Source organism: Vibrio sp. S234-5 (assembly GCF_000960595.1).
Lineage (GTDB): Bacteria > Pseudomonadota > Gammaproteobacteria > Enterobacterales > Vibrionaceae > Vibrio.
Genome location: NZ_JZAM01000160.1, coordinates 1 through 24,489, shown reverse-complemented (window position 1 = coordinate 24,489; position 24,489 = coordinate 1). Strand labels below are relative to the sequence as shown.

General features: G+C 49.7%; 24 protein-coding genes and 1 pseudogene. 21 read left to right on the top strand and 4 right to left on the bottom strand.

Annotated features, from left to right (window positions below; translation table 11 throughout):
- The first annotated feature begins 17 nt into the window (after positions 1 to 17).
- From UF06_RS06735 to rplI, 10 genes and pseudogenes are all read left to right on the top strand, one after another.
- Positions 18 to 1,793 carry a type IV pilus secretin PilQ family protein gene (locus UF06_RS06735; protein ID WP_045569756.1) on the top strand — a complete coding sequence of 592 codons (1,776 nt, stop codon included), beginning with the start codon at positions 18 to 20 and terminating at the stop codon, positions 1,791 to 1,793.
- A gap of 209 nt (positions 1,794 to 2,002) precedes the next feature.
- Positions 2,003 to 2,521, top strand: a complete 519-nt coding sequence (gene aroK, locus UF06_RS06730; protein WP_045569755.1) for a shikimate kinase AroK — start codon at positions 2,003 to 2,005, stop codon at positions 2,519 to 2,521.
- Between the two features lie 32 nt (positions 2,522 to 2,553).
- Positions 2,554 to 3,645, top strand: coding sequence for a 3-dehydroquinate synthase (gene aroB, locus UF06_RS06725; RefSeq protein ID WP_045569754.1), 1,092 nt, complete (start codon positions 2,554 to 2,556; stop codon positions 3,643 to 3,645).
- Between the two features lie 51 nt (positions 3,646 to 3,696).
- Positions 3,697 to 5,202: an AAA family ATPase gene (locus UF06_RS06720; RefSeq protein WP_045569753.1), complete on the top strand. Its 1,506-nt coding sequence runs from the start codon at positions 3,697 to 3,699 to the stop codon at positions 5,200 to 5,202.
- A 79-nt stretch (positions 5,203 to 5,281) separates the two neighbouring features.
- Positions 5,282 to 6,109, top strand: coding sequence for a Dam family site-specific DNA-(adenine-N6)-methyltransferase (locus UF06_RS06715; protein WP_045569752.1), 828 nt, complete (start codon positions 5,282 to 5,284; stop codon positions 6,107 to 6,109).
- 113 nt (positions 6,110 to 6,222) lie between these two features.
- Positions 6,223 to 6,891 (top strand): ribulose-phosphate 3-epimerase, encoded by a 669-nt coding sequence (gene rpe / locus UF06_RS06710; RefSeq protein ID WP_045569751.1) that lies wholly within the window; start codon positions 6,223 to 6,225, stop codon positions 6,889 to 6,891.
- A 235-nt stretch (positions 6,892 to 7,126) separates the two neighbouring features.
- Entirely contained in the window at positions 7,127 to 7,498 is a 372-nt protein-coding gene (gene rpsF, locus UF06_RS06705) for a 30S ribosomal protein S6 (protein ID WP_045569750.1), read from the top strand.
- A gap of 8 nt (positions 7,499 to 7,506) precedes the next feature.
- Positions 7,507 to 7,780, top strand: a pseudogene (locus tag UF06_RS23955) (primosomal replication protein N).
- Between the two features lie 16 nt (positions 7,781 to 7,796).
- Positions 7,797 to 8,024, top strand: a complete 228-nt coding sequence (rpsR, locus tag UF06_RS06700; RefSeq protein WP_000090472.1) for a 30S ribosomal protein S18 — start codon at positions 7,797 to 7,799, stop codon at positions 8,022 to 8,024.
- A gap of 33 nt (positions 8,025 to 8,057) precedes the next feature.
- A complete protein-coding gene (rplI, locus tag UF06_RS06695; protein ID WP_045569749.1) occupies positions 8,058 to 8,510 on the top strand; it encodes a 50S ribosomal protein L9 in 453 nt (150 codons plus the stop codon).
- Between the two features lie 102 nt (positions 8,511 to 8,612).
- Here rplI and UF06_RS06690 read toward each other — a convergent pair whose 3' ends face one another.
- A complete protein-coding gene (locus tag UF06_RS06690) occupies positions 8,613 to 9,371 on the bottom strand; it encodes a DUF481 domain-containing protein (RefSeq protein ID WP_045569748.1) in 759 nt (252 codons plus the stop codon).
- A gap of 172 nt (positions 9,372 to 9,543) precedes the next feature.
- Between UF06_RS06690 and UF06_RS06685 the strand changes: the two genes are divergently transcribed.
- The 3 genes from UF06_RS06685 to UF06_RS06675 are packed head-to-tail and all read left to right on the top strand — an operon-like array spanning position 9,544 to position 13,251.
- Complete coding sequence (locus UF06_RS06685) at positions 9,544 to 10,938, top strand: replicative DNA helicase (RefSeq protein WP_045569747.1); 1,395 nt, start codon at positions 9,544 to 9,546, stop codon at positions 10,936 to 10,938.
- Between the two features lie 4 nt (positions 10,939 to 10,942).
- Positions 10,943 to 12,028 (top strand): alanine racemase, encoded by a 1,086-nt coding sequence (gene alr / locus UF06_RS06680; RefSeq protein WP_197467450.1) that lies wholly within the window; start codon positions 10,943 to 10,945, stop codon positions 12,026 to 12,028.
- 2 nt (positions 12,029 to 12,030) lie between these two features.
- Positions 12,031 to 13,251: a BamA/TamA family outer membrane protein gene (locus UF06_RS06675; RefSeq protein ID WP_226972490.1), complete on the top strand. Its 1,221-nt coding sequence runs from the start codon at positions 12,031 to 12,033 to the stop codon at positions 13,249 to 13,251.
- Between the two features lie 18 nt (positions 13,252 to 13,269).
- Here UF06_RS06675 and UF06_RS06670 read toward each other — a convergent pair whose 3' ends face one another.
- Complete coding sequence (locus UF06_RS06670; protein WP_045569746.1) at positions 13,270 to 13,695, bottom strand: secondary thiamine-phosphate synthase enzyme YjbQ; 426 nt, start codon at positions 13,693 to 13,695, stop codon at positions 13,270 to 13,272.
- Positions 13,696 to 14,009: 314 nt separating this feature from the next.
- Here UF06_RS06670 and pgi point away from each other — a divergent pair, with 314 nt between their 5' ends.
- Entirely contained in the window at positions 14,010 to 15,662 is a 1,653-nt protein-coding gene (pgi, locus tag UF06_RS06665) for a glucose-6-phosphate isomerase (RefSeq protein ID WP_045569745.1), read from the top strand.
- 116 nt (positions 15,663 to 15,778) lie between these two features.
- Here the strand turns inward: pgi and UF06_RS06660 are convergent, their stop codons facing one another.
- Both UF06_RS06660 and zur read right to left on the bottom strand, forming a co-directional pair.
- Complete coding sequence (locus UF06_RS06660) at positions 15,779 to 16,240, bottom strand: chemotaxis protein CheX (protein WP_045569744.1); 462 nt, start codon at positions 16,238 to 16,240, stop codon at positions 15,779 to 15,781.
- A 25-nt stretch (positions 16,241 to 16,265) separates the two neighbouring features.
- Positions 16,266 to 16,715: a zinc uptake transcriptional repressor Zur gene (zur, locus tag UF06_RS06655; protein WP_039423265.1), complete on the bottom strand. Its 450-nt coding sequence runs from the start codon at positions 16,713 to 16,715 to the stop codon at positions 16,266 to 16,268.
- Positions 16,716 to 17,016: 301 nt separating this feature from the next.
- On the opposite strand from zur, the gene dusA reads away from it, so the two are divergent.
- The 7 genes from dusA (at position 17,017) to UF06_RS06620 (ending at position 23,970) form a co-directional block, all read left to right on the top strand.
- On the top strand, positions 17,017 to 17,997 hold the full coding sequence (dusA, locus tag UF06_RS06650; protein WP_045569743.1) for a tRNA dihydrouridine(20/20a) synthase DusA: 981 nt from the start codon (positions 17,017 to 17,019) through the stop codon (positions 17,995 to 17,997).
- 160 nt (positions 17,998 to 18,157) lie between these two features.
- Positions 18,158 to 18,376, top strand: a complete 219-nt coding sequence (pspG, locus tag UF06_RS06645; RefSeq protein WP_045569742.1) for an envelope stress response protein PspG — start codon at positions 18,158 to 18,160, stop codon at positions 18,374 to 18,376.
- A gap of 98 nt (positions 18,377 to 18,474) precedes the next feature.
- Positions 18,475 to 19,137, top strand: coding sequence for a TIGR04219 family outer membrane beta-barrel protein (locus UF06_RS06640; protein ID WP_045569741.1), 663 nt, complete (start codon positions 18,475 to 18,477; stop codon positions 19,135 to 19,137).
- Positions 19,138 to 19,296: 159 nt separating this feature from the next.
- Positions 19,297 to 19,527, top strand: coding sequence for a hypothetical protein (locus UF06_RS06635; RefSeq protein ID WP_045569740.1), 231 nt, complete (start codon positions 19,297 to 19,299; stop codon positions 19,525 to 19,527).
- A 90-nt stretch (positions 19,528 to 19,617) separates the two neighbouring features.
- Complete coding sequence (locus UF06_RS06630; RefSeq protein ID WP_171816709.1) at positions 19,618 to 21,471, top strand: assimilatory sulfite reductase (NADPH) flavoprotein subunit; 1,854 nt, start codon at positions 19,618 to 19,620, stop codon at positions 21,469 to 21,471.
- Positions 21,471 to 23,204: an assimilatory sulfite reductase (NADPH) hemoprotein subunit gene (gene cysI / locus UF06_RS06625; RefSeq protein ID WP_045569738.1), complete on the top strand. Its 1,734-nt coding sequence runs from the start codon at positions 21,471 to 21,473 to the stop codon at positions 23,202 to 23,204. Before UF06_RS06630 ends, cysI begins: the two co-directional genes overlap by 1 nt.
- Positions 23,197 to 23,970, top strand: coding sequence for a phosphoadenylyl-sulfate reductase (locus tag UF06_RS06620; protein ID WP_045569737.1), 774 nt, complete (start codon positions 23,197 to 23,199; stop codon positions 23,968 to 23,970). The genes cysI and UF06_RS06620 overlap by 8 nt, the downstream gene beginning before the upstream one ends.
- Positions 23,971 to 24,489: the final 519 nt, after the last annotated feature.

The following is a 24,489-nucleotide window of genomic DNA, read 5'->3' as shown; positions in this document are numbered from 1 at the left end:
TAGAAGTGATTTGAGAAATGACCATGAAGAAAGGAATGATTCGATTACAGGCTCCGCTACGCCAATTAATGTGCCTGTTTGCTGTCTGCCTCTTTGCCACGTTTGCAAACGCGCAGTCAGAGAATAACGGCCAGTCAGCGAGTGAGAATGCGCTGAAAGGCATTGATTTCAGAACCAACCAGAATAAAGCGGCAGTAATTATTGTCGAGTTGGCTTCGCCTGCCGCGGTGGTGGATCTTAAACCTGTGCAGGAGGGGCTCAGCATTGAGCTGCTCAACACCCGCGTCAGCGACGAACAGCTCTATCTATTAGACGTAAAGGACTTCTCGACGCCGGTTGAAAGTGTTGAAGTGTTCCGCGATGTGTCAGCGACGCGGTTGTTGGCGTCTGTCTCGGGGGAGTTTCACCATGAGTATCGTTTGACTGGGCGCTATTTGGAAGTGACGGTCAGTCGCATAGAAACTCCGCAGCAAGTTGAGGAGAAAAGCATCCTTGAAAAAGAGGGCAAGCTTATCTCGATCAACTTCCAAGACATTCCGGTGAGGAACGTCTTGCAACTGATAGCGGACTACAACGGTTTTAATCTAGTGGTCTCCGATTCGGTCACGGGCAATCTGACGCTGCGTTTGGATGGCGTGCCGTGGCAGCAAGTACTCGACATCATTTTGCAAGTCAAAGGGCTCGACAAGCGGGTGGAAGGCAATGTGGTGCTGATCGCGCCAAAAGAAGAGTTGGATTTGCGTGAAAAGCAGCATCTGGAAAAGCAGCGTTTGGCGGAAGAGCTAGGCACGCTTAAATCGGAAATCATCAAGGTGAATTTTGCCAAAGCGTCGGACATTGCCGAGATGATCAGCGGCACGGAATCGGTCAGCATGCTGTCCGAGCGCGGCAGCATTGCGATTGATGAACGCACGAACTCCTTGCTACTACGAGAACTGCCGGAAAACATTGCAGTGATTCGTGAGATTGTCAATTCGCTCGATATTCCGGTCAAGCAGGTGCAAATTGAGGCGCGTATTGTCACCGTCAATGAAGGTAATTTGGATGAACTGGGCGTACGCTGGGGCTTCACCTCGATCAACGGTAGCCACACGGTGGGCGGTTCGATCGAGAACAACTTGGCGAGCATCGGTTTGTACAATGCGGCCGGTGGCGGTTCTGGCTCAGGAGGCGATAGCGGTGGCGGCTCTAGCAGTATCGACGATTTTCTCAACGTCAACCTCGGTGCAACCTCCGGCAATGCATCGAGCATCGCTTTCCAGGTCGCCAAGCTGGGTTCGGATCTGCTGCTTGATTTGGAACTGTCGGCGCTGCAGCGAGAGTCAAAAGCGGAGATCATTTCCAGCCCACGTTTGATCACCACCAATAAAAAGCCCGCCTACATCGAACAAGGGACCGAAATTCCCTATCTGGAATCGTCCTCCAGTGGCGCGACCACCGTCTCGTTTAAAAAGGCGGTGCTGAGTTTGAAAGTCACACCACAGATCACCCCAGATAACCGTTTGGTGCTCGATCTTAGCGTCACGCAAGACAGGCCGGGTGAAGTGGTGAAAACGGGCACGGGTGAAGCGGTAGCGATTGACACCCAACGTATCGGCACTCAGGTGTTGGTTAACAATGGTGAAACCGTGGTTCTCGGCGGCATTTTCCAACACAGCATCACCAGTACGGTCGACAAAGTGCCTTTGCTGGGCGACCTACCGTTGCTCGGCGCGCTGTTTCGCCGTAGCTATGAAAATATCGGTAAACGGGAACTGTTGATCTTTGTGACGCCAAAGGTGGTTATTCAATAGTTGTCTCTCTCCCCTGACCGCAGATAGGGTCAGGGGAGCGTAATTAGATCAAAAATAAAGTTGCAATAGTGTCACCATACCTTGATAATTTCGGGTCTTATCACGAATGTCTGTGAGGAATTGGTGCCACAAGCCTTGAAATATCAGCATTACGCTGAACCATTCTTGTGGCGATGTCATTGAATTAACGTTGTAAATTACTGCTAAACATGGCTGAGAAACGTAATATTTTCCTTGTTGGCCCGATGGGCGCTGGCAAAAGCACAATTGGTCGCTACCTGGCTCAACAACTCCATATGGAATTTCTAGATTCCGATACGGTTATCGAAGAACGTACTGGTGCTGATATCGCTTGGGTATTTGATGTTGAGGGCGAAGAAGGTTTTCGCAAACGTGAAGAAACGGTTCTTAACGACCTGACACTGGAACAAGGTATCGTACTGGCAACAGGCGGTGGCTCGGTAAAGAGCAAAGAAAACCGCAATCATCTTTCTGCTCGCGGTATTGTTGTTTACCTAGAAACAACGATAGAGAAACAACTCGCTCGTACCAACCGCGACAAAAAACGTCCTCTACTGCAGACGGACAATCCACGTGAAGTGCTGGAAGCACTTGCCGAGGAGCGCAACCCTCTTTATGAGGAAATCGCAGATTACACAGTGCGCACTGATGATCAAAGCGCAAAAGTGGTAGCCAACCAGATCGTAAAAATGCTAGAAGAGAGATAAATCAACTATTTCTTTTTAAGTGGAGTGCAACCATGGAACGGATTACGGTCAACCTTGCTGAGCGTAGCTACCCAATCTCTATCGGCGCCGGGTTATTTTCAGACCCGGCGTACCTTTCTTTCTTATCCTCTGGTCAGAAAGTGGTGGTGATCACCAACGTCACCGTAGCACCTCTCTATGCGGACAAAATCCTCTCCTTATTAGATCAACTCGGCTGCCAAGCCTCACTGCTCGAATTACCCGACGGTGAACAGTACAAAACGCTAGAAACGTTCAACCAAGTGATGAGCTTTTTGCTGCAAGGCAACTTCAGCCGTGATGTGGTTGTTGTGGCATTGGGGGGCGGCGTAATTGGCGATTTGGTCGGTTTCGCTTCGGCGTGTTACCAGCGCGGCGTTGACTTCATCCAGATCCCTACCACCTTACTTTCCCAAGTGGACTCCTCGGTAGGGGGCAAAACCGCCGTCAACCATCCGCTGGGTAAAAATATGATCGGCGCTTTTTACCAGCCCAAATCGGTGATTATCGACACCGATTGTCTTAGCTCGCTCCCGGCACGCGAATTTGCGGCAGGCATGGCGGAAGTGATCAAATACGGCATTATTTACGATGCGGCTTTCTTCACTTGGCTGGATGAAAACCTCGACAAACTCTACGCGCTCGACGAGCAAGCGCTTACCTACGCGATTGCTCGCTGCTGCGAGATCAAAGCCGAAGTGGTGGCGCAGGACGAAAAAGAGTCGGGCATTCGTGCCTTGCTCAATCTTGGTCACACCTTTGGTCACGCTATCGAAGCGCAAATGGGCTATGGCAACTGGCTGCATGGCGAAGCCGTCGCGGCTGGTACGGTGATGGCGGCGCGCACGGCGCAGCTGCAAGGCATGATTACTGCGGCGCAGTTTGAGCAAATACTCTCTATACTTAAACGAGCTAAGTTGCCGGTGCACACGCCAGAAAGCATGTCATTTGAAGACTTTATGACGCACATGATGCGTGATAAAAAAGTATTGTCCGGAAAACTACGCCTAGTTCTCCCCAACGGGATCGGCACCGCCGATGTGGTGGCCGATGTACCTCAGGAAGTGATCCGTCAGGCCATCGAAGAGTGCCGCATAAGTGATTAAACTGGCCTTTGAGTAGCTCCGATTGGAGCTATTTTATTAGGGAAAATGCCCATGAGTTTCGCACAGCCTCATGTACTTGAATTAGATTCGCAAACAGAACTGCTCGAACGCCTCGAGTTGCTGACCAATTTTGGCTCCAATTTGGTGACCATTCACGGTGCCAAAGGCCATGGTAAGTCGTGGCTGGCTCAGCGCTACCTTGAACAGTACGCGCAAGAGAAAAATCAGTGTTTATTGCTTTGTCATCCTAACCAAAATGACGGCCAGCACCGGACGTTGATCTTAAGTCAACTGGTGAGCGAGCCGATGTTTAATCAGCATGATTCCTTGCTTGAAAGCTTGGAACGTTTGCTGGAAGGGCAGGGATGCAATGTCGCCATCGTGATTGACGATGCCCACTTGCTTAGCGAAACCGTAGTCTCTGAGCTGTGGATGTTGGTGCTGGAAGCGCAGTCGAATCCGCATTGGTCGGTCAACGTGTTGCTGTTTAGTGAAGCCGGCACCATGGAGCCGCTGCTGACCCGACTGGGCTATGGACAAGAGCATAAACCGATTGATCTCGACATCGAGATGCTGAGCGAAACCGAAGCGCTGCGCTTTTTTGAAAACATGGTGGTGCGATATGTGGCTGACGATGCGGAGAAAAAAGTGCGCGCCGCCTTTAAGAAAACCAGCCCGACACCGGGGGCGATCATGGCATTAGGAGAGATTAAGGTGGAAAAAAGGGTTGTGATTCGTTCTATTGTCGCCTCGCCAATCAATATGGCGTTAACCGCGTTGATTTTACTGCTGCTCGCCGCTGCCGGGTATTGGTGGGTGTTTAGTCAGCCTTCTGCCGATGAGCAAGCTGAGCTTATCACTCGCACTATGGAACAGACGGCGATTCCGACCTTAGAGCCAAGCACAGACACACCAGACGCCAGCCAAGCAACAGACTCCGTGGCTGAAACCGCTAAAGACAGCATGGAGAGTGAGCAGTTTAAAGATGCAACGGATGACTCGGCGTCCCTTCCTCCGCCGGTGATGACCAGCGCCGCCAGCGTCGGTATCAGCGATCAAAATCAGCAACGGGTCATCATTGAATCAGACGTGGTCGATGCGCTGCTGGAAAATAAACCCGAGCAGGCGGATACCAGCAAGATTGACGCTGTGGTGACCGATTCCATGGTTGAAGTGCCTGTCGAGACGCTAAGTGAAGTGGATGCAGAAGCCGTGACGGCGCCCGTTGCCGAGCAAGTGCCACCAACCGTCTCTTTCTCATTCGCCCGCGAAGAGCTGAAAGCGCTCTCGCCTCGCAGTTACACCTTGCAGCTTGCCGCGATGACGTCCATGCCCGATGTGCAGGCATTTTTGGATAAGCACCAGTTGCACAATGCGGTACGCATTTATCCGACACTGCGTAATGATACCGAGTGGTACATTGTGACCTATCAGGATTACCCGACCATTCAGATGGCTCGCGATGCGGTAGAAAGCTTGCCTGCGTCACTGCAATCGCTCGGTCCTTGGGCAAAATCGTTAAGTCAGGTGCAGCGTGAGATTGATCGGGTGAAATAATCCTGAGCTTCACAGCAAAATATGTTACATTCCGCAGCCTTGATGCGGGTTGATAGATAGAGCGGTTAAAGAGCAGTCGATGAAAAAGCAGCGTGCCTTTTTAAAATGGGCCGGAGGCAAATATGGCCTGGTAGACGATATCCAGAAACATTTGCCTGAGGCTCGTAAACTGGTTGAGCCCTTCGTCGGTGCAGGTTCGGTGTTCCTCAATACGGATTACGAGCACTATTTGCTCGCTGATATCAACCCCGATCTGATCAATCTCTACAATCTGCTCAAAGAGCAGCCGCAGACGTACATCAGCGAGGCAAAACGCTGGTTTGTTGCGGAAAACAATCGCAAAGAGGCGTATCTGCATATTCGCTCTGAATTTAACAAATCAGACGAAGTGATGTACCGCTCGCTGGCCTTTCTTTATATGAACCGTTTTGGTTTTAATGGCTTATGCCGTTACAACAAAAAAGGCGGCTTCAATGTGCCGTTTGGCTCTTACAAAAAGCCCTATTTCCCAGAAGCCGAGTTGGAGTTTTTCGCTGAAAAAGCGCAAAAAGCGACGTTTGTGTGTGAGGGTTACCAAGAGACGTTTCGCCGTGCGCGCAAAGGCTGTGTGATTTACTGCGATCCACCGTATGCACCGTTATCCAACACCGCCAATTTTACCTCCTACGCGTGCAACGGATTTACCTTGGACGATCAAGCGGCTCTGGCCGATGTGGCGGAGAAAGCGGCCAAAGAGCGCGGTATTCCGGTACTGATTTCCAACCACGACACCACCTTGACACGGCGCTTGTATCACGGCGCTGAACTGAGCGTGGTCAAAGTCAAACGCACCATTAGCCGTAACGGCGGCGGTCGCAGCAAAGTTGATGAGCTGCTGGCGCTGTTTCACGCCGAGCAAAACGACTAACTGCCCGTCGCAATCCATAACACTCACACTATTGCACTCTAACAGTGGATCTGTGCTCTGGCTTCGGTAAAATTGCGCGCAATTTGGTTTGCTCGCTACTACTGAGGTCAGGTATGAAAGATTTTCTTATTGCTCCATCGATTTTGTCTGCTGATTTTGCCCGTTTAGGGGAAGATGTTGAAAAAGTGCTGGCGGCAGGCGCCGATGTGGTGCATTTCGATGTGATGGACAACCACTACGTGCCTAACCTGACGTTTGGCGCGCCCATCTGTAAAGCGTTGCGTGACTACGGCATTACCGCGCCGATCGATGTGCATCTGATGGTAAAACCGGTCGATCGCATCATTCCTGATTTCGCCAAAGCGGGCGCTACGATGATCACCTTTCACGTAGAAGCGTCTGAGCATGTCGATCGCACCTTGCAGTTGATCAAAGAGCACGGCTGTCAGGCCGGTGTGGTACTCAACCCAGCGACGCCTCTGTCTTGCCTCGATTACATCATGGATAAAGTGGATTTGATCTTGCTGATGTCCGTCAACCCGGGCTTTGGCGGTCAGTCGTTTATCCCGCACACCTTAGATAAACTGCGTGCCGTACGCCAGCGTATCAACGAGTCTGGACGCAACATCCGTCTGGAAATCGACGGCGGGGTGAAAGTCGAGAATATTCGTGAAATCGCCGAGGCGGGCGCAGATATGTTTGTTGCCGGTTCAGCGATTTTCGGTCAGCTAGATTATCAAGCGGTGATCAATGAGATGCGTGCTGAATTAGCCAAAGTGTAAATGCGAGAGGTGAGGTAGCTAGTTTTCTAGTTTTCTAGTTTTCTAGCTTCCTAGCTTCCTAGCTCCCTAGCTCCTCGCCTCCTCCTTAGCTGCGGTTGAAAAATACCCCTTGCGTAATTTGTGCTCTTTCTGTACCATCTGCCATCCTTAAAACTCGGTCAATAACCCTTAGTTCCTTGCTTCCTCTGGACGACCGGGCCAAACGTGGAAGCTAATAATCCGTAAGGAGCAATAAATGCGTCATTACGAAATCGTATTCATGGTGCACCCTGATCAAAGCGAGCAAGTTGCAGGCATGATCGAGCGTTACACTGGTTCAATCACTGAAGCTGGCGGTAAAGTTCACCGTCTAGAAGACTGGGGCCGTCGTCAACTGGCTTACCCAATCAACAAGCTTCACAAAGCTCACTACGTTCTAATGAACGTGGAAGCTGACCAAACTGTTATCGATGAACTGGAAACTGCTTTCCGTTTCAATGATGCAGTACTACGCAACATGATCATGCGTACTAAAGCGGCTATCACTGAGCCTTCAATCATGCTTAAGCAGAAAGAAGAGCGTGCTCCTCGTCGCGACGCTGAAGCGAGAGAAGCAGCTGCTGAGTAATTGATTGTCTGACCCATCGAATGAAGCCGCGCGGCATTGTCGCTAAAGATTCGTTCGAAGCCACCTCTGCACAGAGCATTGCTCCATCGTAGGGAAAGCAAGCTGAGTAAGGCAATTTATTGTCGAATACTAGTGGCTGGCAGTGGCGAAAGGTCTCATGAGAAAACTCAACAACTCGTTTTAGGCAGTAACATTAAGGTAAGTGGCTTCGTCGCTTATCAAACTGGCCAACATGGCGTCAGAAAATTAGTGTTACATGCCGATGACATCATTCATATTTAAGATCAGGAGATAGCCCATGGCTCGTTTCTTCCGTCGTCGTAAATTCTGCCGTTTCACTGCAGAAGGCGTACAAGAGATTGATTACAAAGACGTAGCAACTCTTAAAAACTACATCACTGAAGCTGGTAAAATCGTACCAAGCCGTATCACTGGTACTAGCGCTAAGTATCAGCGTCAACTAGCTCGCGCGATCAAGCGTTCTCGTTACCTGGCTCTGCTACCGTACACTGACAAACATCAGTAATCGGTACCGTTTATTAAGAAAGAGGATTAAGCAATGCAAGTTATTCTACTTGATAAAATCGGTAACCTAGGCAGCCTGGGCGACACAGTAAACGTTAAGTCTGGTTACGCTCGTAACTTCCTTATCCCACAGGGTAAAGCAGTTATGGCGACTAAAGGCAACGTTGAGATGTTCGAAGCACGTCGTGCTGAACTTGAAGCGAAAGTTGCTGAGCAACTGACTGCTGCGCAAGCACGCGCTGAGAAAGTTGAAGCTCTAGAAGCGGTTGTTATCGCATCTAAAGCGGGTGACGAAGGCAAACTGTTCGGTTCTATCGGTACTCGTGACATCGCTGATGCAATCACTGCAGCTGGCGTTGAAGTTGCTAAGAGCGAAGTTCGCCTTCCTGAAGGTGCACTACGTACAACTGGTGAGTTCGAGATCAGCGTTCAACTTCACTCTGAAGTGTTCGCGACCGTTAAACTACAAGTTGTTGCTGCTGACTAATTTCAGTATCAAGACGATGTTAAAAGCACCTGCTCGCAGGTGCTTTTTTTATGCGTCGGTTTTGGCTGAAGAGGTATGGAACCCTGCATGGGTTCAATACCATTAAAATACAAACAACAAATTAATCGACAACACGCTGTCGGCTTTATTGAGCCCTTCCGGCACTTTATCGTGATATTGCCGCGAGTGCGCAATCTTAAGTGCGATCTCTTCGGTGATGTTGTTGGTCAAACTCAGTTCACTGTCGGTGCGGGTGTTGCTGCGGCCTGTGACCACGGTGATATCGGCAGCGAGACGAAGATTGTCTAGCGCTTGCCAACTGGTCTTCATGTTGCCACGAAAAATGCCTTCTTCGACGATGTGAGGCAGGATAATGTCGTCATCGTCAATCTCATCTAAATTGGGTTCCTGATAGCGAAAGCCGGGGCCAATCTCCATTTCCAAAACAAACGTGTCGGTGCTGGCAAATTGATAGCCCAAACCACCAGAGAGGGTGTAATCCTTAAAATAGGCGCTATAGCGTGAATCGACCCCTTTGAAGCTGCCATACAGGTAGGTTTTAGGGCCGAGCTTATAGTCGGTCTGCGCGCTGTAGGTTGACGTGCGTTTGTCCTCTTCCCCATCTTTATATAGGTTATAAAACTTCCATTCGCCGTTGGAACGATGTCGTCCTTCGGTGTATTCACCACTTAAACGGGCGTTGAGCGCCTGCGAGTCAGTATTACCCGAGTGCGCTTGATAACCAAACTCCACTTCAGTTTTGAGAGGAGAGGGAATGTCGATGTCCTTATCCGGATTTTCTTCAGCGTAGGCTGACAGGCTTGCGAGCAAGCTTAGGCAATAAAACCAGCGTGTGGACACAAAGACCTCATGAGCAGAAAAACAGGCGGTTGGATAGTACGAAGATGGCAACAAAGCTGCGTCAGATTCCAGTTAAAACTTGTTGTTTGAACGGTAAACTCTATCTCGATAGACGAGCATCTCAGATCATTTTGAGTATAATGGCGGTAAATATAAGTTGTTGAGTGTAGTCATGGCGGAGAATCGAACTCGTAAAGTCGTAGATAGCCAAGTTGATGCAATAAAAGTTCCTCCTCACTCATTGGAAGCCGAACAATCGGTACTGGGTGGCTTGCTGCTGGATAATGAACGCTGGGATACGGTGGCCGAGCGTGTCGTGAGTAAAGATTTTTACAGCCGACCACACCGGCTGATCTTTGATGCGATAAAAAGCATTTTAGAAGAGAGCAAACCGCTCGATTTGATTACGCTGTCTGAATATTTGGAGCGTCGCGAACAGCTCGACGACGTGGGCGGCTTCGCCTATTTAGCCGATCTGGCCAAAAACACCCCAAGTGCGGCGAACATCAATGCCTATGCCGACATTGTCGCAGAACGTGCGTTAATCCGTAATTTGATCGGCGTGGCGAATGAGATTGCCGACGCGGGTTATGATCCGCAAGGTCGCAGTTCGGAAGATCTGCTCGATCTCGCCGAAAGTAAAGTATTCGCGATTGCTGAAGAGCGTACCAACGAAAACGAAGGGCCGCAGAACGTTGATTCCATCCTAGAAAAGACGCTTGAACGTATTGAGCTGTTGTACAAAACGCCGCAGGATGGCGTCACTGGGGTTGATACTGGTTTTACCGATCTCAATAAGAAAACCGCGGGTCTGCAAGGTTCGGATCTGATCATTGTCGCGGCGCGTCCATCGATGGGTAAAACCACTTTCGCGATGAACTTGTGTGAAAACGCCGCGATGAAGCAAGAGAAGCCGGTGCTGATCTTCTCGCTGGAGATGCCTGCAGAGCAGATCATGATGCGTATGCTGGCGTCACTCTCTCGCGTCGACCAAACCAAAATTCGTACCGGGCAACTGGATGATGAAGATTGGGCTCGCATTTCTTCGACCATGGGCATTCTGATGGAGAAGAAAAACATGTACATCGATGACAGCTCAGGTCTGACGCCAACCGAAGTGCGCTCGCGTGCACGTCGGGTGGCGCGCGAACACGGCGGTTTATCGATGATCATGGTCGACTACCTTCAGTTGATGCGCGTGCCAGCACTGTCGGATAATCGTACCTTGGAAATCGCCGAGATTTCCCGCTCACTCAAAGCGTTGGCCAAAGAGCTCAACGTCCCCGTTGTCGCGCTGTCGCAGCTTAACCGCTCGCTAGAACAACGTGCCGACAAACGCCCAGTCAACTCGGATCTGCGTGAATCCGGCTCTATCGAGCAGGATGCTGACTTGATCATGTTTATCTACCGTGACGAAGTGTACCACCCAGACAGTGCGCTCAAAGGCACCGCAGAAATCATTATCGGTAAACAGCGTAACGGCCCAATCGGTTCAGTGCGTTTGACCTTCCAAGGGCAGTGGTCGCGCTTTGATAACTACGCAGGTCCTGCTTTTGATGAAGAGTAATGCCATGAATTACATGAAAGCCGCCACCGCGTGCATCGATTTGAGCGCACTACAGCACAATCTGCAACGCATCAAACAGCTTGCCCCTCACAGTAAAGTGATGGCGGTAGTCAAGGCCAATGGCTATGGACACGGTTTGCGCCATGTGGCTAAGCACGCCATTGGTGCCGATGCCTTTGGTGTGGCGCGCATTGAAGAAGCGTTGCAACTGCGCGCGTGTGGAGTGGTGAAGCCGATCTTGCTGTTGGAAGGGTTCTACTCGTCTGGCGATTTGCCTGTGTTAGTCACCAATAACATTCAAACCGTGGTGCACTGTGAAGAGCAGCTGCGCGACTTAGAAACGGCTGAGCTGGAAACACCCGTGGTGGTGTGGCTAAAAATCGACAGCGGCATGCATCGCCTTGGCGTGCGCCCCGAGCAGTATCAGGATTTTGTCACCCGTTTGCATCAATGCCCGAATGTGGCAAAACCGTTGCGTTACATGAGCCATTTTGGCTGCGCCGATGAGTTGGACAATGCGACTACGCGCAATCAAATTGAACTGTTTATGGCGTTAACCCAAGGTTGTCACGGTGAGCGCTCATTGGCCGCTTCCGCCGGGCTGCTGGCTTGGCAAGAGAGCCAGCTTGAGTGGGTGCGCCCCGGGATCATCATGTACGGAGTGTCGCCGTTTGGCGATAAATCGGCCGCTGAGCTAGGCTTTAAACCAGTAATGACTCTCAAGTCGCATTTGATTGCGGTGCGAGAAGTGAAAGCGGGCGAGTCCGTGGGGTATGGGGCGACGTGGACCAGCGCGCGCGACACCAAAGTCGGCGTGATTGCGATTGGCTATGGTGATGGCTATCCGCGCACCGCACCTAACGGTACGCCCGTGTTGGTCAATGGTCGCCAGGTGCCGATCGCCGGTCGAGTCTCTATGGACATGTTGACCGTTGATTTAGGGCCTGATGCGGCTGACGAAGTGGGCGATGAAGCCATTCTTTGGGGCGCCGATTTGCCCTCAGAAGCGGTGGCACAACACATCGGCACCATCGCCTATGAACTGGTGACTAAACTGACGTCTCGTGTGGAGATGTCTTACAGCGAATAATCATGATGACAACTCTGAAACGGAATTCTTTGCTTTTGCTCCCTCTTGTGCTGCCCATATCCAATGTGAGTTGGGCTGACGGCTGGCCAAGTTGGTTGCCGAATACTTCGGCTGCGCCTTTTTATTACACCAGTGAAGGGATGGGAAATGCGCTCGGTGTTGCAGGTGCTGTCAAACATTTCGGTCAGTCGAACGCTTCACTGTTTGGCGCCTTAGCCTACTCAGACAGAGGCAGCTACTTCACTTATCTGGCGGCGAGCAACTATAAATTTGGTGATTACTGGCTACTCGGTGCAGAGTTGTATCAAGGCAAATACGTCGACAACGAATATTACTTTCGCCGCGCTGGCAACAATGATTCCCGCCGTGATGAGCGAGCGATGGCAACCGGTGAAGAGTCGAACAATCGTTTGTCGATTCGCTATATCGTGCCGTGGGGACACGCCGCTTTTCGCGGTGCTCGTGCGGCTTTTGAGACCAATCGCCAAATCAAAGGCCATTCTCCCGCCCGCAGTGGCATTACCTCCCTCGATTTTCAGCCGTTTCAAACCTCGCGCTCGGTGCAAAACATGCCAAGCCGTGACAGCGATTCTAGCGGGCTCAAAGTGCAATTGGAGTGGGATAATCGCAACGATGTGCGTGATCCTTCTGATGGCTATCGCACCAATGTGGCGGTCAGCTATGCCGACGAAAATTGGGGTAACGACAATCGCTGGCTGAAGTATGAGTATCAAGCCAACGCGTTTTGGGATCTGGGCTCGTGGGAGGAGACGTTTGAAAAGCAGGTAGTGGCGGTCGATGTCTATTTTGCTGATACGCCGACGTGGTTCGAGTGTAATGAGCGGTTTGTCTGTGAGCGCCCACCCGAGTTGGATCAGGTCAGTTTAGGCGGTTTGCAGCGGCTGAGAAGTTTTCCTGACGGGCGTTTTCATGGCCGCTCGGCGATCCATTACAGCGCGGAGTATCGTGTTTTGCCCAACTGGCAACCGCTGAGCGAGGTGTCGCTCCTCAATAGCTACAGTATTCCATGGTGGCAATGGGTAGCGTTTGTCGATCTTGGTCGAGTGAGTGACGAGCTGGATCTGTTTGAACTGCACAACAGCCTAAAATGGAGCGCTGGTGGCGGCGTGCGCATGCAGCTCGAAGGCTTGGTCGTTCGAGCTGAGATGGCTTGGGGCGGTGAGGGAAGCCAGCTGCGTCTGATGGTGAATCAACCTTTTTAAACGCACATGTCCAGCAGCTTACTTCTCTTCGCCGTGCAAAGTGACAATCAGTTTTCGCGCTCCACCATGATCGCGATGTTCTCCCAGATAGATCCCTTGCCAAGTGCCCAAAGCGAGCCTGCCATGTTGGATCGGAATCGTCACGCTGCTCCCCAATACGGAAGCTTTGATGTGTGCTGGCATGTCGTCGTCCCCTTCGTAGTCGTGGTGATAGTAGGGAGCTCGTTCAGGGATAAACTGATTAAAATGGCTTTCCATGTCCATTCTTACCGTTGGATCGGCGTTTTCATTGATGGTCAGACTGGCCGACGTGTGCTGAATAAAAACATGTAACAAACCAACGGATACGGACGATATCTGCGGCATTTGTTGTTCAATTTCATCAGTAATCAGATGGAAGCCGCGCTTTTTCGCGTTGATTGTTATGCTTTTCTGTAACCACATAGTGCATCCTTTATATTCTATTTGGCAATTAGAGCTTTCAAGGCTATCTTTGTTGGCAAAAGCAAACCACAAGAGCACGCCGTTGCCGGTCAATCCTCGGCGTCGTCAGGTTGATATCGCTTTACGTGACTTAACTCAAGGTGAGTGCACGCTGAGTCAGTCATAATTGCATGCTGAAATAAAATTACAATTCAAGATTGTCATGCTGCCCAGTGCTGTGGACAATCACTAAAACTTTTTTGCTAAATCGGGGATTCCTCAGTTTTCGCTAGACTGTCAGGAATAGAACCTACTGTAACATCGGGATAGAGACCATGTTGAAAAATATCAATCCAACGCAAACACAAGCTTGGAAAGCGCTTACCGCGCATTTCGAATCTGCACAAGATATGGATCTGAAAGCGCTGTTTGCTCAAGACGCGGCGCGTTTTGACAAATACTCTGCACGTTTCGGCTCCGACATCCTCGTCGATTACTCAAAGAACCTTATCAATGAAGAGACGCTAAAGCACTTGTTCGCTTTGGCGCAAGAGACGGAATTGAAATCGGCCATTGACGCGATGTTCAGTGGTGAAGCGATCAACCAAACCGAAGGTCGTGCTGTTCTTCACACTGCACTGCGTAACCGCGCCAACACACCTGTGATGGTCGATGGCGAAGACGTTATGCCAGCAGTGAATGCAGTCCTGGAAAAAATCAAAGCCTTTACTGAGCGTGTGATTGGCGGTGAGTGGCTAGGTTACACAGGCAAAGCGATTACCGATATCGTCAATATTGGTATTGGTGGCTCTGACCTTGGTCCTTACATGGTGACGGAAGCGCTCGCGCCATTCAAAAATCATCTAAACCTTCACTTCGTCTCTAACGTGGATGGCACGCACATCGTTGAAACGCTGAAGAAAGTGAATCCAGAAACGACGCTATTTTTGATCGCATCTAAGACGTTCACCACGCAAGAAACCATGACCAACGCGCACACCGCACGTGATTGGTTCCTAGCGTCTGCAGGCGATCAAGCACACGTGGCTAAGCACTTTGCTGCGCTTTCCACCAACGCAACCGCTGTGTCTGAGTTCGGTATCGATACCGCGAACATGTTCGAATTCTGGGACTGGGTGGGTGGTCGTTACTCACTATGGTCTGCAATCGGCCTATCCATTGCGCTAGCGGTAGGTTACGACAACTTCGTTGAGCTGCTAGATGGCGCGCACGAGATGGATAAGCACTTCGTATCAACAGACTTAGAAAGCAACATCCCTGTGATCCTGGCGCTGATTGGTATTTGGTACAACAACTTCCACGGTGCGGAATCAGAAGCTATCTTACCTTACGATCAATACATGCACCGTTTCGCGGCTTACTTCCAGCAAGGTAACATGGAATCGAACGGTAAATACGTTGACCGTGAAGGCAATGCTGTGACTTACCAAACTGGCCCAATCATTTGGGGTGAGCCGGGCACAAACGGTCAGCACGCGTTCTACCAGTTAATTCACCAAGGTACTAAGCTGATTCCGTGTGACTTCATTGCGCCAGCCATCAGCCATAATCCTGCTGGTGATCACCACCAAAAACTGATGTCGAACTTCTTTGCACAAACAGAAGCACTTGCGTTTGGTAAGAGCGAAGAGACCGTAAAAGAAGAGTTGGTGAAAGCGGGCAAGAGTGCTGAAGAAGTGGCGGCGATTGCGCCATTCAAAGTGTTTGAAGGTAACCGTCCAACCAACTCGATTCTGGTCAAGCAAATCACCGCGCGCACACTGGGTAACTTGATTGCGATGTACGAGCACAAGATCTTTGTCCAAGGTGTTATCTGGAACATCTTCAGCTTCGATCAGTGGGGTGTGGAGCTAGGTAAACAACTGGCCAACCAAATTCTGCCTGAACTGGCGGACAGTGCGGCGATCAGCTCTCACGACAGTTCGACCAACGGTTTGATCAACGCGTTTAAAGCGTTTAAAGCCTAAGCATGATGCAAAAGGGAAGGTCGGTAGCGGCCTTCCTCTGTGCGATTGAGCAAAAATAAAGTGCACAAAAAAGGTTGATGTCAAAAACATCAACCTTTCATTTTTATCATCTGCGTTTACTCAAAGCAGATTTCGATAAAGGCATTACCCCATTGGGATACAAATGGCATGATGATGATCGACCCTTCGCATTTGTGACGAATGGTATGCCCTTTGCCAGAGACCACTATCGGTGTTGCCATCTCAAAGTCAAAGCCGCTTTCTGCCAGAATACGTTTTGCGCCACCAGTCACCATGTTGGTAATCTCGCCTACCATGTCGGTCACTTCTTCATTCAATCCGTTGGGGCGCTCACCCAGCATGTTTTGCATGATCTCTAACGCGAGAGATTCATCAAACGTAATCGACATTGAGCCGCGAGTTTGTTGGCCAACCATTCCGATAAGGCCAGAAACATCGCCACGGGCGATTTCGTCTTTTTTGATACGTGGTTTCTGAGGCTTCAATTCCAGTGAAGCCATCGTTTTTAGAACATTCATTAAAGAAGCTAAAAACGGGTTTACAAATTCAGCGCGCATAACGTTCTTCTATAATCTTTTTCTTTCACTGTGAGGCACAGGCTTTACAGATACCATGAGTTTCAATCACTTGATTGGTCAGCTTAAAACCATACTTTTCAGCATTATTGGCCAACAAGGATATCAGTGTCTCATCCTGAAGTTCAACGACGTCACCACATTTATCACAAATTAGTAGCTGAAAAAAATGTTGTTTTGCGTTGCATGAGCAGCAGGAGATAAAACTGTTGGTTGACTCAACCCTATGAATAAAACCCTGCTCCATTAAAAAATCTAAAGCGCGATAGACGGTTGGAGGTTTGGCTTGAGGTTCACTCTCTTTTAATTGCTCCAGCAGATCATAGGCGCTGGACGCTTTCGAATTTGAACAGATCAGCTCAAAGACTCTTTTACGTTGCGGAGTCAGGCGGACTCCTCTTGCCGAACACAGGCCTTCTATTTGCTCAAGTAGTGTGTGGTCCAAATCTTTCACCATATTAATTGGACTTTCTTAATAATAAACTATTTCTATACGAAGATCGTTGAGAAACCAATAAAATTGCTAATAACGCTTAGTCAATCTCACAAATCGCTTTCGCAGTGTCTACCTGCGCAACGATAAATGGAAAAGCGCGTCAGGTAAAGCGAGTGTGGCACAAGCTGCGGTGAACCAGTACAATATCGGCCCAAAATTTGATATTCAGTCAATCGGTATACGTAACCGTGCAACCACTCCGATGGTGCGCTGTTACTTATTCTGATTGGCCAGCTGTTGTGAACTAGTAGGATTAACTCTCATGACCCACTCCTGTCGCCTTTCTGTCGCTCCTATGCTCGATTGGACCGATCGTCATTGTCGTTACTTTCACCGTTTGATGACCAAAGAGACTCTGCTCTACACCGAAATGGTGACGACGGGCGCGATCATTCATGGTAAAGGCGATTTTTTAGCATATAACGAGGAAGAGCACCCGGTTGCATTGCAGTTGGGCGGCTCAAACCCACAAGATCTCGCGACTTGTGCCAAGTTGGCGCAAGAGCGTGGCTATGATGAGGTGAATCTTAACGTTGGATGCCCATCTGATCGGGTGCAAAACGGCCGTTTTGGTGCCTGCTTAATGGCTGAGCCACAATTGGTGGCAGATTGCGTTGCAGCGATAAAAGAGGTTGTGGATATTCCGGTGACGGTCAAAACCCGTATTGGTATTGACGATCAAGACTCTTATCAGTTCCTCACCGATTTTGTTGCAACAGTTGCTGAAAAAGGCGGTTGTGAGCAGTTCACCATTCATGCACGCAAAGCGTGGTTGAGTGGGTTGAGCCCGAAAGAGAACCGTGAGATCCCGCCATTGGATTACCCTCGCGCGTATCAGCTAAAGCGAGATTTCCCGCACTTGACCATTGCCATCAACGGTGGCGTCAAGTCGCTGGAAGAGGCGAGAGAGCATTTGCAGCATTTGGATGGCGTGATGATTGGGCGTGAAGCATACCAAAGCCCTTATTTGTTAGCCTCGGTTGATCAAGCGCTGTTTGGTTCTAACGCGCCGATCAAGAAACGTCGTCAGATCGTGCAAGAGATGTATCCTTACATTGAGCAGCAATTAGCTCAAGGTGCTTACTTGGGGCACATGACCCGTCACATGCTGGGGCTGTTCCAAAATATGCCGGGCGCACGTCAATGGCGTCGTCACATTAGTGAAAATGCGCATAAACCAGGTTCAGGCATTGAAGTCCTTCAGCAAGCGCTGGCGAAGATCCCTCAGGAATTAGATGTGTAAAATTGACCACTAGCAGGTAAAAATTACCATCTCTACTCAAAAAGCCAGCCGACTTTTTCAATCTTCAGGTTGGCTTTTTCTTTTATATCATTAAGTTAAATTTTTTTTGAAAACTTGGTACGGAACCTGCTCTAACGAATAAAAACAAAGGAGAATGGCTATGTTCGAGTTGATTTTTATTCTGGTCTTTGCTGCAACCTTATTGGTGACAGGCATTACAATGATGACTGTCTTTGCCGCTACCGCGATAGCACTGGTGGTGATGCTACTGTTGGGCATGCTCGGATTTGTCTTGAAACTATTACCTTGGTTGATTGTGATAGCGGTCGGTATTTGGTTCTTTAAGCATGTGGTTGCCTCCCCAAAGTGTAAATCGTAAGGTCCGGTGATTTTATGCAGAGTGTGCGCTGAGAGTGTGATAGGATCTGCCCTCTGCGTAATCTCTCATTTATCTAGCTATACCGGAGTATCAGTTTCATGCTTAGAACCTTGGCAATATCGGCCGCAGCCTGCACCTTGTCTCTCAGCTTTCCTTTGCTTGCGGACTCGGATCTTGATTTTACCGCCGGCGCTGAGTTTTGGAACGTTAGCACCAAGGTAAACGAAGTGAAGCGCGATGCGGTGGCAACAGGCACTGTGTATACTTCGTTAGAGCACCCAATCAAGTACTTGCCGAATGCGCGTTTGCGCTTCTCTTCGGTGGACGCCGACTACATGGCCTTTGATAAGTTGGATGCGACGTTTTACTACCAAGTGCTGGATCACGAGTTATTGCATTTTGATGCCGGCATCACGGTGAGCGATTTGAGCAACAGTAAATACCTAGACTTAGCCACGCCCGGGGCTCAGGCAAAATCGTTTGATGAACTGATTTGGGCTTGGTATGGCTATGCGGAAATTACAGTGCCAGAGACTCAGTTTGATGTGATCGGTGAGATGAACTTCGGCGACAGCAAAGGAATAAAGAGCACCGACTTAATGGCGGGTATGCAGTACAAAATGCCGCTTGAGCAATCTCAGTTGACTCTACGTGCAGGGTATCGAGTGATTGATTTGGAATCGGACACGTTTGCTTCTTCCTTAGGTAAATCGTTCATTTTTGCCAACGGCTGGTTTCTTGGTGCGCAGTACCACTTTTAATGCCCTTTAAGTGAATGAATGGATGACAGATGAGGTCACTTAATTATAAGTGGCCTTTTTTTATATCTGTTTTTTATATCTCTAGTGTTTTTTCTCGCATAACGGCCAATCTCATCCATGCTTATTGAGAAACTAATTCATAGTCAGACAGGGGCAAAGATGACCATTACTGAGCTACGGAATTTATTCAGAGAGAAGCAATTGGTTGAGGCGATTATTGAGCCATCGATTCAGGAAGGAAGTTGGGTAGTGGAGTTTCGCCATGCACGTGGCGGTTTTGTGTTGCTCACCGATAGTCATGGCGGTGAATGTCTTTATGATGATTTGGATGAGGCTTCCAAATCCGCTCTCGCAGTTGGCTTTCAGCAAGTCAGAGTCGAAGGCCGCTAGCCTCTTTTTGCCTTACTTCCAAAAAGTTATAAAACATGCTCATCTATTCTTTCTTGTTATTAAGAGGAGTGGTTAATCTATCGTCACGCAATGAATAAGGAAGTCGTGACAATGTCTTCAGGAAACACCAAACCAAAAGAGCTCGCTGGGCTTGCAAGCCCAATCAACGACTCGCAGCTAAACCAGCTGCAACAAACGATTTCACAACTCTCACCTCAGCAAATGGCTTGGGTGAGCGGTTATTTCTGGGGGCTTAGTCAGTCTCAGACGCTAGGCGCTTCAGCGCCGTTGACTCAGGCAACTGCACTGACCGCGGCAAAACCTGCAGGTAAACTGACCATTATCTTTGCTTCGCAAACTGGTAACGCTAAAGGCGTGGCGGAAGCTTTGGAGCATGAAGCGCAGGCTGCTGGCATCGCGGTACAACTGTTTGATGCCAGTGATTACAAAGGCAAAGATCTGGCGAAAGAAACGCACGTGATCTTTGTCGCTTCAACCAATGGTGAAGGCGAAGCGCCGGACAACGCGCTGGAGCTGCATGAATTCCTGCAATCGAAAAAAGCGCCGAAACTGCCCAGCCTGCAATACGGTGTAATTGGCTTGGGTGACTCGAGCTATGAGTTCTTCTGTCAAACTGGTAAAGATTTCGATGCTTTCCTTGAAAAACTGGGTGCGAAACGCTTTATCGAACGCGTAGATTGTGATGTGGACTACGATGCGCCTGCTGCCGAGTGGCGCGCTAAAGCATTAGAAAGCGTCAAAGAAGCCTTGGTGAGCAGTCAAGCGCAAGTGGTTCAGCTTCCTGTTGGTCACGCTGCGACTTCTCACTCTCAATACAACAAACAAAATCCTTACACGGCGACATTGCTAACCAGCCAGAAAATCACGGGGCGCGATTCGGGTAAAGACGTGCGTCACATCGAAATCGATTTGGCGGACTCGGGCCTGACATATCAACCGGGCGATGCGCTGGGCGTATGGTATGAAAACAGCGCGCAGTTAGCGAATGTGGTCGCAGCGGCGGTAGGGCTGTCTGGTGTTGAAAGCGTCGAAGTTGACGGTGAGAGTTTATCGCTGCACAGCGCACTGGTGAGCAAATACGAAATTACCGGGGCGAATCCGCAGTTCGTCACTAAGTTTGCCGAGCTCTCTGGCAGCAAGAAACTGCAAAAGCTGGTGGAAGACAAAGACAAGCTACGCGAATACGCGGCGAACACGCAAATTGTCGATGTGTTAAAAGAAAAGAAAACCAAGCTCTCGGCGGAGCAGTTGATTTCTCTGCTGCGTCGACTCACGCCACGTCTGTACTCTATCGCATCCAGCCAATCGGAAGTGGATGAAGAAGTACACTTGACGGTTGGCATCGTGGAATACGATGTGGATGGTGAAGTGCGTCAAGGTGGGGCATCCAGCTATTTAGGTCAACGCCTAGAAGAAGGCGAGACGGTGAAAGTGTTCATCGAGCACAACAACAATTTCAAACTGCCTCAAGACGATTCCACGCCAGTGATCATGATTGGTCCGGGTACCGGCATTGCGCCGTTCCGCAGCTTTATTCAAGAGCGTGACAATCGCGGCGCCGACGGTAAGAACTGGTTGTTTTTTGGCGATCGCACCTTCACGCAAGATTTCCTCTACCAAGTGGAATGGCAGAAATACCTCAAATCAGGGATTTTGACGCGTTTGGATGTGGCCTTCAGCCGTGACCAGCACGAAAAAGTCTACGTGCAACACCGAGTGTTGGAACAGGCCGAGCAGGTTTGGCAGTGGCTGCAAGATGGTGCCTACGTTTACATCTGTGGTGATGCAACGCGCATGGCGAAAGATGTCCATGAAGCGCTTCTCGTCGTCGCGCAGCAACAAGGCGGCCTATCACGTGAAAAAGCAGAAGAATATTTCAATGAGCTTCGTAAAGCGAAACGTTACCAGAGGGATGTGTACTAATGAGCAGCAAGATTGAAAACAACGTACAGGAAGTCCTTGGCGAAGTGCTCGGCTCGCTTTCTGATAATGAACGTCTCAAGCGCGAAAGTAATTTTCTACGCGGTACGATCGAACAAGATCTGCAAGATCGCATTACGGGCGGATTTACCGCCGATAACTTCCAACTGATCCGCTTCCATGGCATGTATCAGCAGGATGACCGCGACATTCGCAATGAACGTACCAAACAAAAACTGGAGCCGCTGCACAATGTGATGCTGCGTGCTCGTATGCCAGGCGGCATCATCCAGCCAAAACAGTGGCTGGCGATCGATAAGTTTGCGACCGAACACTCGCTGTATGGCAGTATCCGTCTGACCACGCGACAAACTTTTCAGTTCCATGGTGTTCTGAAACCGAACATTAAACTGATGCACCAGACACTCAACAGCATCGGTATCGATTCGATTGCGACCGCGGGTGACGTAAACCGTAACGTACTATGTACCTCAAACCCGGTGGAATCTGAGCTGCACCAAGAAGCGTACGAGTGGGCAAAAAAAATCAGTGAGCATCTGCTGCCAAAAACGCGCGCTTATGCCGAAATCTGGCTGGATGGTGAGAAAGTTGAAGCCACCGATGAAGAACCGATTCTGGGCAGCAACTATTTACCACGTAAATTCAAAACGACCGTGGTGATCCCGCCACAAAATGACGTGGACGTGCATGCCAACGATCTTAACTTCGTGGCGATTGCGGACAACGGCAAGCTGGTTGGTTTTAACGTGCTGGTGGGTGGTGGTCTGGCGATGACGCATGGTGACACCTCGACTTATCCGCGTCGCGCGGATGACTTCGGTTTTATCCCACTGGATAAAACGTTAGACGTGGCTGCTGCCGTGGTGACAACACAACGCGATTGGGGTAACCGTTCAAACCGTAAGAACGCGAAAACCAAATACACGCTGGATCGTGTTGGCGTTGATGTCTTTAAAGCGGAAGTGGAAAAACGCGCAGGCGTCACTTTTGCTGAAAGCCGTCCATACGAGTTCATCGAACGCGGGGATCGCATCGGCTGGGTAGAAGGCATTGATGGTAAGCATCACCTGACGTTGTTCATTGAAAACGGCCGTCTGTTGGATTTCCCAGGCAAGCCGCTTAAAACTGGCGTGGCGGAAATTGCCAAGATTCACCAAGGCGATTTCCGTATGACGGCAAACCAGAACTTGATCATTGCCGGTGTGCCAGCCGATCAAAAAGCCGCGATTGAAGCATTGGCAGTCTCGCATGGTTTGATGGATAGCAGTGTCAGCGAGCAGCGTAAGAATTCGATGGCGTGTGTGGCGTTCCCAACCTGTCCGTTGGCAATGGCTGAAGCCGAACGCTTCTTGCCGGAGTTTGTCACTCAGGTCGAAGGTATTCTGGAAAAACACGCGCTGCCAAAAGAAGAGAACATCATTTTGCGTGTCACCGGTTGTCCGAACGGTTGTGGCCGCGCGATGCTGGCTGAAATCGGTCTCGTGGGCAAAGCGCCTGGCCGCTACAACCTGCACTTAGGCGGCAACCGAGCGGGAACGCGTGTGCCGAAGATGTATAAAGAGAACATCACCGATAAACAGATCCTGGAAGAAATTGATACGCTGGTGGGCCGTTGGGCGAAAGAGCGTGAGGCGGGTGAAGGGTTTGGTGATTTCACTATTCGTACCGGCATCATCCAAGAAGTGATCGTGTCTAAGAGGGACTTTTATGCCTGAGATCGTCTCAGCTCCGAATTTGGCGGAGTTGCTAACATTGACTAAGGTGGAGCAAACGCTCGGCTTGGCAGAAGTTAACGCTTATCTGGAAACGCTAACGGCGCAAGAGCGTGTCGTTTGGGCGCTGGAAAACCTGCCGGGTACTCATGCGGTCTCTTCCAGCTTTGGCATTCAGGCTGCGGTGATGCTGCATTTGGTGACGTCAGTCGACAAAGACGTCCCAGTGGTCCTGACCGACACGGGCTATCTGTTTCCAGAAACCTACCAGTTTATTGACCAACTGACGGAGCGTTTGGATCTGAATCTGAAAATCTACACTGCAGAAATATCGTCAGCGTGGCAGGAAGCGCGTTTTGGTAAATTGTGGGAACAGGGTGTGACGGGGATTGAGCAATATAATCGCCTTAATAAAGTCGAACCGATGCGCCGCGCGCTGCAGGAGCTTGAAGTCGGCACCTGGTTCTCGGGTTTGCGTCGTGAGCAATCTAAGTCGCGTGCGACCTTACCGATTCTTGCGGTACAAAATGGCGTCTTCAAATTCCTTCCGGTGATCGACTGGAGCAACAAAGATGTGCACTATTACCTAAAAGACAACGATCTTCCTTATCACCCGCTTTGGGATCAGGGTTACCTGTCAGTCGGTGATACCCATACCACCCGTAAGTGGGAACCGGGAATGAGTGAAGAAGAAACTCGATTCTTTGGTTTAAAGCGAGAATGTGGGCTGCATGAAGAATCTCCTGAGCAAGACGGTTCAGGTATCTAATGTGACTAATATAGAAAAAGCCGCGTCAGCGGCTTTTTCTATATATAAAAGGGCGACTCACCGCGATCGAAGGGCTAAAAAGAATAACTCTGTGGATAAGTTGTACGCATCCTTGGGGTAAAGTTGGATAAATAAGGATTTGAGCGCCAATTCGCCACTTAAGCGTTATTTTTGTATTTTTTAATAAAAAGCGCTTGCCAATGTGATCGCAATCTCTATAATGCCACCTCGCTGACACGGCAAGGCTCCATAAGGAACCAAGGCAAATCAGCAAGGCATTTTAGCCAGGTGATAAACCTGAAAAAAGTTTTGAAAAAAGTGGTTGACACAAAAACTTAACTCGCTAAAATGGCCGCCTCTTCCACGGTGACTCAGTCACTGAAGCAGGAAGAAAGCTCTTTAACAATATAAACCTATCAATCTGTGTGGGCACTCGTTGATGATAATCCAAAAGATTTATCAATGAACTGAGTGACCAATTTGATACTTCGGTATCGAGCACAGTCAATTCAAGTTTTC